The organism is Kytococcus sp. Marseille-QA3725 (genome assembly GCF_054950055.1).
This window is the reverse complement of record NZ_JBUCLA010000001.1, coordinates 369,392-379,119: the sequence shown is the minus strand read 5'-3', so window position 1 is coordinate 379,119 and position 9,728 is coordinate 369,392. Positions and strand designations below refer to the sequence as shown.

The 9,728-nt window shown below is 67.9% G+C and carries 11 protein-coding genes; 2 read left to right on the top strand and 9 right to left on the bottom strand.

Features of this window, described 5'->3' with window-relative positions; all coding sequences use genetic code 11:
• Positions 1 to 22 precede the first annotated feature (22 nt).
• The 5 genes from ACY8FT_RS01810 to ACY8FT_RS01790 form a co-directional block, all read right to left on the bottom strand.
• Complete coding sequence (locus ACY8FT_RS01810; RefSeq protein ID WP_462417236.1) at positions 23 to 349, bottom strand: helix-turn-helix domain-containing protein; 327 nt, start codon at positions 347 to 349, stop codon at positions 23 to 25.
• Between the two features lie 38 nt (positions 350 to 387).
• Positions 388 to 945, bottom strand: a complete 558-nt coding sequence (locus ACY8FT_RS01805) for a CinA family protein (protein ID WP_462417235.1) — start codon at positions 943 to 945, stop codon at positions 388 to 390.
• On the bottom strand, positions 942 to 1,571 hold the full coding sequence (pgsA, locus tag ACY8FT_RS01800; RefSeq protein WP_462417234.1) for a CDP-diacylglycerol--glycerol-3-phosphate 3-phosphatidyltransferase: 630 nt from the start codon (positions 1,569 to 1,571) through the stop codon (positions 942 to 944). Before pgsA ends, ACY8FT_RS01805 begins: the two co-directional genes overlap by 4 nt.
• A complete protein-coding gene (gene rimO, locus ACY8FT_RS01795; protein WP_462417233.1) occupies positions 1,568 to 3,124 on the bottom strand; it encodes a 30S ribosomal protein S12 methylthiotransferase RimO in 1,557 nt (518 codons plus the stop codon). The genes pgsA and rimO overlap by 4 nt, the downstream gene beginning before the upstream one ends.
• A gap of 68 nt (positions 3,125 to 3,192) precedes the next feature.
• Complete coding sequence (locus ACY8FT_RS01790; protein WP_462418378.1) at positions 3,193 to 3,924, bottom strand: ABC transporter permease; 732 nt, start codon at positions 3,922 to 3,924, stop codon at positions 3,193 to 3,195.
• Between ACY8FT_RS01790 and ACY8FT_RS01785 the strand changes: the two genes are divergently transcribed.
• The gene (locus ACY8FT_RS01785) at positions 3,865 to 5,220 is read left to right on the top strand and encodes an ISL3 family transposase (protein WP_462418377.1); all 1,356 of its coding nucleotides are present in this window, start codon (positions 3,865 to 3,867) and stop codon (positions 5,218 to 5,220) included. The two genes, ACY8FT_RS01790 and ACY8FT_RS01785, sit on opposite strands and share 60 nt — an antisense overlap.
• Here the strand turns inward: ACY8FT_RS01785 and ACY8FT_RS01780 are convergent.
• From ACY8FT_RS01780 to ACY8FT_RS01765, 4 genes are read right to left on the bottom strand one after another with little or no spacing between them, the layout of a single operon-like run.
• Complete coding sequence (locus tag ACY8FT_RS01780; RefSeq protein WP_462417232.1) at positions 5,189 to 5,506, bottom strand: hypothetical protein; 318 nt, start codon at positions 5,504 to 5,506, stop codon at positions 5,189 to 5,191. The two genes, ACY8FT_RS01785 and ACY8FT_RS01780, sit on opposite strands and share 32 nt — an antisense overlap.
• Entirely contained in the window at positions 5,503 to 6,312 is an 810-nt protein-coding gene (locus ACY8FT_RS01775; protein ID WP_462417231.1) for a SagB/ThcOx family dehydrogenase, read from the bottom strand. The genes ACY8FT_RS01780 and ACY8FT_RS01775 overlap by 4 nt, the downstream gene beginning before the upstream one ends.
• Positions 6,309 to 7,037, bottom strand: coding sequence for a nitroreductase family protein (locus ACY8FT_RS01770; RefSeq protein WP_462417230.1), 729 nt, complete (start codon positions 7,035 to 7,037; stop codon positions 6,309 to 6,311). The genes ACY8FT_RS01775 and ACY8FT_RS01770 overlap by 4 nt, the downstream gene beginning before the upstream one ends.
• Positions 7,038 to 7,048: 11 nt before the next feature.
• Positions 7,049 to 8,050 carry a TOMM precursor leader peptide-binding protein gene (locus tag ACY8FT_RS01765; protein WP_462417229.1) on the bottom strand — a complete coding sequence of 334 codons (1,002 nt, stop codon included), beginning with the start codon at positions 8,048 to 8,050 and terminating at the stop codon, positions 7,049 to 7,051.
• 455 nt (positions 8,051 to 8,505) lie between these two features.
• Between ACY8FT_RS01765 and ACY8FT_RS01760 the strand changes: the two genes are divergently transcribed.
• Complete coding sequence (locus tag ACY8FT_RS01760; RefSeq protein WP_462417228.1) at positions 8,506 to 9,705, top strand: dipeptidase; 1,200 nt, start codon at positions 8,506 to 8,508, stop codon at positions 9,703 to 9,705.
• The last annotated feature ends 23 nt before the right edge of the window (positions 9,706 to 9,728 follow it).

The window sequence follows — 9,728 nt, the reverse complement described above, 5'->3', positions numbered from 1 at the left end:
CACCGCGGGCGGACCGGCGGCGTCAGCCGACCGGCGCGGGGCGCAGGGCCTCCTCGGTGGGGCCGCCGGGGCGGATGTCGGCCGGCGAGTCCGGAACGGACATCGCCTCCTCGGCCTCGGCGATGGCCACGCGCACGGCCACGTCGTTGAGCATCTGGGAGACCGGGAGGTCCAGCGCGCGGCAGATGGTGGTGAGCATCTCCGAGCTCGCCTCCTTCTCGCCGCGCTCGACCTCGCTGAGGTAGCCCAGGGAGACCGCGGCGTCCGAGGAGACCTGGCGCAGGGTGCGGCCCTGGTGACGGCGGCGTTCGCGCAGGACGTCACCGATCTCGCGTCGAATGATCACCATGCGCGCCTCCTCAGGTCGTCGGGTCGGTCGCCCCGCGGTCAGGACCGGGGGTCGGGGTCGGTGTCGCCCTCCGGGGTCGGCCGGTCCGGCCGGGACTCCCCGAGGGGTTCCACGGAGTCTAGTTGGCCGAGCAGCTCGGCCAACGCGGCGTCCACAGCGGCGCGTCGGACCGCTGCCCGGTCACCCGGCAGGTGGAACGCTCGGTGCCGGGTCCCGTGTTCCCCGGCCACCCCCACGTGGACGGTCCCGGCCGGGTGGCCATCAGCCGGCCCGGGCCCCGCGACGCCGGTGGTCGAGACCCCCCAGTCGGCACCGCCCCACCGGGCGACCCCGGCCGCCATCTGCTCGGCGACCACGCCGTCGACCGGACCCGTCGCGGCCAGCCGGTCGGGGTCGACACCCAGGGCCTCGGCCTTGAGCTCGGTGGCGTAGGACACCACGCCTCCGCGCACGACGACCGAGGCGCCGGGCACGGACGTGAGGTCCGCGGTCACCAGTCCCCCGGTCAGCGACTCGGCGACCGCGACCGTCTGCCCGCGCCGGGTGAGCTCGGCCACCAGACGTGCCGCAGCACCCTCCGACGGCGCCGTGCTCACGACTTCCGGTGGCCCTTCACCCACAGCCGGCGGGCGTCGACGAAATAGTCGATGCCGGTCACCACGGTCACGACGACCGCGGCCAGCATCACGACCCACGCGACGGTGGCGACGATGCCACCCACGGGCATGAGCATGAGCCCGACGGCCACCGACTGCAGCACCGTCTTGAGCTTGCCACCGCGACTGGCCGCCATGACGCCGTAGCGGATCACGACGAAGCGCACCACCGTCACCAGCAGCTCGCGGGCGAGGATGACCACGGTCACCCACCAGGGCAGGATGTCGATCAGGCTCAGGCAGACCAGCGCCGAGCCCACCAGTGCCTTGTCGGCGATGGGGTCGGCGATCTTGCCGAAGTCGGTGATGAGATTCTTGCGCCGGGCGAGCTCGCCGTCGATGCGGTCGGTGATCGCCGCGAGGGCGAACACCGTGAAGGCCCACCACAGCTCGAGGTGCTCCTGCCCGGCGCCCGGGTCGCGCAGCACCAGCCACACGAAGAGCGGCACCATGAGGATGCGCAGCACCGTCAGGGCGTTCGCGATGTTCCAGGGGCTCGCCTGGGGCGGATCGCCCGCGGTCGTCACGTCGGTCCCGTCCACCCCGTTCCGGCCGGCGGTGCTCATGCCGCGCTCCCCTCGACGCGCGCCACCAGGTCGACGCCCTGGCTGTCCACCACCGTCGCGTCCACGACGTCGCCCGCGGCGGCCTCGACGGGCGCACCGGAGGCGTCCACCAGGACCGTCACGCCGTCGACCTCCGGCCCCTGCTGCTCGGCGCGACCGACGACCTGCAGGCCGGCCTCGCCCTCGTCCTCGACGGCCTCCACGAGCACGCTCACACGGTCGCCGACGCGGTCGGCCGCTCGCTGGGCCATCACCTCCTCGGCGAGGTCGCGGATGCGGGCCACCCGCTCGTCGACGAGCTCCTGGGGGAGCTTGCCGTCCAGGCCCTCGCCCTCGGTGCCGTCCTCGTCGGAGTAGCCGAAGACGCCGAGCACGTCGAGCTGCGCGCGGGCGACGAAGTCGGCCAGCAGGTCGACGTCCTCCTCGGTCTCGCCGGGGAAGCCGCAGATGACGTTGGAGCGCAGCCCCGCCTCGGGCGCCAGCTCGCGCACCTGGTCGATGAGGCCGAGGAAGCCCTCGGCGTCGCCGAACCGGCGCATCCGTCGCAGCAGCGGGCCGGAGGCGTGCTGGAAGGAGAGGTCGAAGTAGGGCACCACCCCGGGCGTCTCGACCATGGTGCGCAGCAGCTCGGGCCGCATCTCGGCCGGCTGCAGGTAGCTCACGCGCACCCGCTCGATGCCCTCGATCCCCGCCAGCTCCGGCAGCATCGTGTCGAGCAGCCGCAGGTCGCCGAGGTCCTTGCCGTAGGAGGTCGTGTTCTCGCTGACCAGGAAGAGCTCCTTGACGCCGTTCTCGGCCAGCCACCGGGCCTCGGCGAGCACGTCGTGCGGTCGGCGCGAGAGGTAGGCCCCGCGGAAGGCGGGGATCGCGCAGAAGGCGCAGCGCCGGTCGCAGCCCGAGGCGATCTTCAGCGGCGCCCACGGCTTGTCGTTCAGGCGGCGGCGGATGATCGTCGAGGGCCCCGAGGCGGGTGCCGGTGCGTCCAGCCCCGCGTCCCCCGGCTCCACCGGGGCGATGTCCTCCACCGTCGTCAGTCCTGCCTCGGCCAGCTCCTGCGCCGAGGCGGTGCCGTGCCCGGGCAGCGAGACCGCGGCGGCACCCTCCTGCCGGGCGACCGGGGACAGCGGCAGCAGCCGGCGCCGGTCGCCGGGGGTGTGCGGCTCGGGGGCGTGGCCGGCCAGCACCGCACGCAGGGAGGCGGACATGTCCGCGTACGAGTCGAAGCCGAGGACGGCGTCGGCCTCGGGCAGCTCGGCGGCCAGCTCGGCGCCGTAGCGCTCGGCCAGGCAGCCGACCGCGACGACGGCCCCGGTGCGCCCCTCCTCCTTGAGGTCGTGGGCGTCCAGCAGGGCGTCGATCGAGTCCTTCTTGGCCGAGTCGACGAAGCCGCAGGTGTTCACGACGGTCACGTCCGCACCGTCGGCGTCCTGCACGAGCTCCCACCCGGCGGCCGAGAGGCGCCCGGCCAGCTCCTCGGAGTCGACCTCGTTGCGGGTGCAACCGAGGGTCGCGATGTGGACGCTGCGCCCGACAGTATCGCAGTGATCGTTCATCGGCCCCAATCCCATGGCCCCATTCTAGGCCCCGGATGTCAGGAGGCCAAGGCGGCCACCCCCAAGGTTCACACGTCCTCACGACGGTTCAGAGCCCAGAGTGCCAACAGGATGATCGGAAATGGCATGAGCGCCAGGTAGACTAGGCTGCCTGACGGAACAGGCTCGCCAGAGAACCATGCCCAGGTGAAGGCCGCGGTCACGTGATGCCCCGGGAGCACTTCCGCCAACTGCTGCACGAACGACGGAAACGATTCCAGCGGGAAAACCGCCCCAGACAGGAACAGCAAAGGGAAGAAAGACGCCGAACAGATACCCTGGGCACTTCGCGCATTGCCACCTAAGGCAGCGAAGACAGTACCCAGCCCGAGAAACGAGACCATCCCGAGCACCGCTAGGAGGATGACCATCGGAACGTTCTCAGGGAGCGCCGCGTCCCAGCCAAGGCGCAGAACCAGCACGGAGATGGACCACCCTACGACAACAAGAAGAATGAGGACCAGCGCGTAAGCGCCGACGATCAACCCGGCGCCCCCCGGTCGGATCGCAGCGCCGGCCAAGGTCCTGGACTCGATCATCGACGCAAGCCCGACCCCCATGCCGTAGATCCCGATGACCAAGAGAAACATCACCCCGGCATTGATTCCCAGGAAGTCCACCAACTTACGGGGCTCTTCCGATCTGAGGGTGTAGCAGTGGTGGTGTGACCGGGCCGAGGTAGGGGTCGAGGTCCCCTGATGATGGGGGTTCCTACACCGACCCGACCAGAAGACCTCGACGTGCGTGAACTTACCTTTGATGCCCCTGATCTGACGACCTTCGCCCGCCTGGACGAGCTTGGCCTCGTTGCGGTTGGCCAGCGCGTGGAGCCTGACCGGGCGGTGCTGGAATGCCGGGTGGTCGCGGGCGATGACGACGCGTTCTGCCGGCACTGCGGGGCCGAGGGCGCCGCGCGGGGCACGGTGACCCGGCAGCTGGCGCATGAGCCGTTCGGGTGGCGGCCCACCACGCTGCTGATCCGGGTGCGTCGCTTCGGCTGTCAGGCGTGCCGGCGGGTGTGGCGCCAGGACACCACTGCGGCGGCGGACCGGCGGGCGAAGCTGTCGCGTGCAGCGGTGCGGTGGGCGCTGGTGGCCCTGGTGACCCAGCACCTGACTGTCGCCAGGTTGGCCGAGGCTCTGGGAGTGGCCTGGGACACCGCCAATGACGCGGTCCTGGCCGAGGGCCGACGGGTCCTGATCGATGACCCCACCCGGTTTGACGGCGTCACCGTGGTCGGAGTGGACGAGCACGTCTGGCGCCATACCCGAAGCGGCGAGAAGTACGTCACCGTCGTCATCGATCTGACCCCGATCCGCGACGGGACGGGTCCAGCACGCCTGCTCGACATGGTCCAGGGGCGATCGAAGAGCACTTTCAAGACCTGGCTCGCTGCCCGCACCCAGGCATGGCGCGACAGGGTGGAGGTGGTGGCGATGGACGGGTTCACCGGGTTCAAGACTGCTGCGGCCGAGGAGCTCCCCGACGCGGTCGCGGTGATGGATCCCTTCCACGTGGTCCGGCTCGCTGGTGACGCCCTGGACCGTTGTCGCCGACGGGTCCAGCAAGATCTCCACGGCCACCGCGGCCGGGCCGGCGATCCGCTCTACTGCGCGCGGCGGACCCTGCACACTGGCGCCAACCTGCTCACCGACAAGCAGGCCCGCAGGATCGAGTCCCTGTTCGCCGACGAGGAGCACGTCGAGGTCGAGGCGACCTGGGGCATCTACCAACGCATGATCGCCGCCTACCGCCACCCAGACCGGCGCGAAGGCCGGGCACTGATGACCGCCGTGATCGACTCGGTGACTCGTGGCGTTCCCACCGCCCTGAGCGAGCTCGTCACGCTCGGGCGGACGCTGACCAAGCGGGCCGAAGACGTACTCGCATTCTTCGACCTGCCGGGCACGAGCAACGGCCCGACCGAGGCGATCAACGGCCGCCTCGAGCACCTCCGAGGGTCCGCCCTCGGCTTCCGCAACCTGACCCACTACGTCGCCCGATCCCTCCTCGAAGCCGGCGGCTTCAGACCACGACTACACCCTCAGATCGGATGAGCCTGATTAGCAGCACCACCATGCCGCCCACAGTCCAGATCATCCACGTGACCCAGCCGGGCGCGGAATCAGGGCTCGAAACACCCAGAAGCGAGGGCGCCACCCACATTGCAAAGACTACGATGGCCAACAGGACACCGATCCACCACAGTAATCCGGAACGATTGAAACGCTCCATTTCCGCAAGGGAACGGCGAGCGATCGGGTAACCGATGAACCCCATGGCAATCAATTGCAAGAGTGGCGCTCCCAGCGCGCACACTCCGACGATCTGCGCGAGTGTCATGCTCGAGCCCCCATGGCTAGCGAGACGAGAGGGACCCGGGTCTCGTCAAGATTTAGCACTTCACGGATAGGTCCGTGAGGAAGCCCCCCGAGGATGCAGGCCCTACATTCTAGCGCGGTAGCCACCAACTCGAGGTGGGCGGCCGTTGCGCCTCCCTCGAGCAGGAGCAGTTTCGCAGCCATGGACCCGTACTTCTGGTCAACACGACTGGTATTTGCCACCAGCACGACGAGCATAGCAGCGCGCTCCACCCACTCTTGCCCGGGCATTGCGCCCGCGATCACGTGAGCGGCGCCACCTTCAAAGATTGGGACCATTCCACGCTCGTAATCATAGTAGTAGGAGCCCGGCTCCAGACCTTCCACGTTGAATGCTAGACAGTAGGCGTCGATACCAACTAGTCCTCCAGCACTCGGCACGTACCTCTGGGGGAAGCCATCCCAGTCGTACGCCGGCACGTCTCCCCGCTTTCCGAAGGACCAGGCCAAGAGGGAGCGCGCCAGATCCGCGCTGAACGGCGCACCCGTGAAGTCCCGCCTTGACGCTCGCGCCTTCACCACGTCGAAAAATGTGTGATCAGAGGCGAGCGCCGGCTCCGGTGGCGTCATGGGCGGTGACGAAGGAATGGCACGCACGTGCTCAGGCGGCGTCGCGAAAGTTGAGTCAGGAGCGGTCGAGATCCTGGTGAGGAGGTTGAGGATCGAAGCTGAAGCCGTGCCACCCTCAACTCCATTCTCCCGTGCAAGTCTTACCAACCCCTCGCCGACCTCTTCGGACCATTCGAGCGGATCTTCGTTCTCCCTCATGCTGCCTCCGTCACGCGGTCTACGGTCGCGATCCCCGCAATGAATCGCTCAAGACCGTCCAGTTCAAGGATTCGCGAAACCCTCTCATCATAGAACTGCGAATGCCACTTCGCCTCTACGCGTCCTTCCAGGATCATCTGCAACTCCATCAAAGCAGCCCCGCACTCAAGAAGCGCGCTGCGATACCCACGCAGTCCTCCGATGGCCGCTTGCCGGTTGGGCACGCCTACCACCACGATCACTCCACTATTCGGATCTGCCTCCTCGTCCGCGAACGGCAGACAGCTCGGTGCGAGGAGATCGGCGTAGGCTGCCGGTGTAAGTGACTGCCCTCGAATCAATCTACGGTTTGATGTCAGGTAGACGGCTCTTTCGGCGATCAAGTATAATTCAGTGGAAAATCGCCAACCTTCGTGGGCGGCGGGAAGGTCTTCCCAAGAGAGACCGAATGACCTCAAGAGGCCATCGGATGCGGACCCATCGTCGTCTTCCTGTCCTGTGGATTGCGACGGCGTGGATGACCGGAGCCACGAAGCAACCTGCTCCCGACTATCAGGCGGCACTAATTGTGTGCGACGAGTAGGTGTCGGCGTGACATGCGAATTGAGAAGAAAGGTCTCCCCCGCCCGGTTCACTTCGTCCCAGTCACTCAGCCTGTCCCGCCAGAAAGTCTCACCAGTGGGATCCCCAATGAGTGTGATATCTTCCGGGATACTGGAACTCATTCCGTCCTCCTTCAATAAAGCGCGTTTCGCGGCTGGGGGGTCAGGGGGTCACATACCGGGCATCGCGGCAGGCGCATCACCTGGTGGACGGAGGACTGGAGAGAGGTGGCACGTGCGTGCCGAACCTGGCCAGCAAACTGGGACGTCCCACGTAGTGAAACCTCGAGCACGGCGACGGCCAGCTCGACGGCAAACATCGCGCGACCGGCCTCTGCAGGTTGCGCCCCCCATTGATGGCGGCGTGCTCGGTCCAGAACATCCATGTACGGGCGGTCAGACACCGTCCGAGACAGGAGTCGTTCCGCTTCCCAATAGCATGCTGTCTCGCCGGGAACGACGTAAGGACCCAAGACCGTTTCAACTCCGTCGACTGTGACGTACAGGACCGGAACACCACTCCGAGCCGCCTCAGAATTGAAAGTCTGCTGCGCAGTTCGGCCTCCGGTGGTGCTGACGTGCACAAGGGGTGTCGCGGTCCTGCTCGCGACGACTCGCTGGTCAGCCCCCTCATTTGTTTCACTGCCACGCTGAAAGGCCTGGAACTCGACTTCAGAGGAGTGTTCCTGAGTCGTCGGGATCCCCCAGTCATTGGCCACCTCGAGAATCTCAGAGATATCCGAGTCGGCCACCACCGTGACGTTCATCAGCAAGTCATTGGGCGGGAGAACGCCAAAGCGAACAAATCGGTGCCACGCTGCCTCCCGCTCGCTTGCTCCGCGATCCGTTGACGATCGAATCGGGACGCCGCCGTCAACGAGATCCTCTAACAGCGACTCAAGCGCGTCGTACGACGCCACTGCGCCCGTCGACTCCACTAGTTCCGAAACAGTGTGCGGACGCTCCTGCAGTTTACCTATCAACGAGTCTGTGAGGTTGCGGGAATCGGGGTCCTCAATGAGCACGGTAAAGCCCTCGAAGAGACTCCCCTTGACCATCACCTCGTTGGGGGTAAGCGGGTAGTAGGTCGCTGTCGGAATGGTCGCGTACATGACGGGCGCAATGGCGTCGGACATTGAAGACCTCGCTCTCAGACGGGGTACAGCCCGCCAGAAAGTTCTCGGCTATCCAGCGTGCTGCAGGCGCTTGCGGCGCCCACCGCACAACAGGAGCAGCAACAACATGTCCAGCAGTTGCAGCAACAGCAGCTGGCACCGGCAGGTGCCAGACCTGTCTGAGCGCCGAATGTTTCGGCGCCGAGCGTCTTGACGTTCACGGTGACTCTTCGTGAGTTGCGATGTGCGATCTGGGCCCTCCCCAGGCCGGAAACGGCCCGGTTGCGAGGATATCGAGTTCCAGCCGTTTGTCCACCCCCTGCACCTACCGACCCGCCGCGCTGCCTCGATTCTGGGGGAACCCGTATGCCACCGTGGCAATCACGCTGCCTGCACTCGGCGCGTCCTCGGGTGGTTCCCTCAGATAGACGGTTCGGCTACCACCTGTATAGACGCCTCCGGGCACAATGGGGCCTATGACCGACATCGCCGCCATCCGTTCGCTGCTCCGTGAGGTCCCGCTCGTGGACGGGCACAACGACCTCCCCTGGCGCCTGCACGCGCTGTCCGCAGCCGATGCGGAGTCGACCGACCTCACGGTGGCCGACATCGGGGCCGGCACCCTGGGCACGACGGCCGAGACCCACACCGACCTGCCGCGCCTGCTCGACGGTGGCGTCGGCGCCCAGTTCTGGAGCGTCTTCGTGCCCGCGCACCTGGCGGGTGACGACGCCGTGAGCACCACCCTGGAGCAGATCGACCGCGTGCGCGCCCTGGTCGAGCTCTTCCCCGACCGCCTCGAGCTGGCCGACACGGCCGCCGACGTCCGGCGCATCCACGCGGCCGGCCGGATCGCGAGCCTCATGGGTGCCGAGGGCGGCCACAGCATCAACAACTCCCTGGCCACGCTGCGCCTCTTGCGCGAGCTGGGCGTGCGCTACATGACACTCACCCACAACAGCAACGTCGACTGGGCGGACAGCGCCACCGACGAGGTGAACATCGGCGGGCTGAGCCGCTTCGGCACCGAGGTCGTGGCCGAGATGAACCGCATCGGCATGCTGGTGGACCTCTCCCACGTCTCCGCCGGCACCATGCGCGACGCCCTGGCCGCCACCCGTGCCCCGGTGCTGTTCACCCACTCAGGTGCCCGCGGCGTGACCGACCACCCGCGCAACGTGCCCGACGACGTGCTGGAGCGCCTGCCCGACAACGGCGGGGTCTGCATGGCCACCTTCGTGCCCAGCTTCGTGAACCAGGGGGCGGCCGACCACCGCCTGCAGCGCGAGGAGGCCGCCCGGGCCGCCGGCTTGGAGCCCACCGACGACGGGTGGGAGCCCTTCATGGAGACCTGGGCCGAGGAGCACCCGGTGCCCGGCGCCACCCTGGAGGACGTGGTGGCCCACGTGGAGCACCTGCGCGAGGTCGCCGGCATCGACCACATCGGGCTCGGCGGCGACTACGACGGCACCCCTTCCCTGCCGGCCGGGCTGGAGGACGTGAGCGGCTACCCGCGCCTGCTGGCCGCGCTCGACGACCGCGGCTGGAGCCGGGACGACCTCGAGAAGCTCTGCGGCGCGAACGTGCTGCGGGTGCTGGAGACGGCCGACACCGTGGCCGAGGTGCTCTCCGACGAACCCAGCCGCCGCTGGCGCATCGGCCAGCTGGACGGCTGAACCCGCTGCCGGTTCCGCGGCCC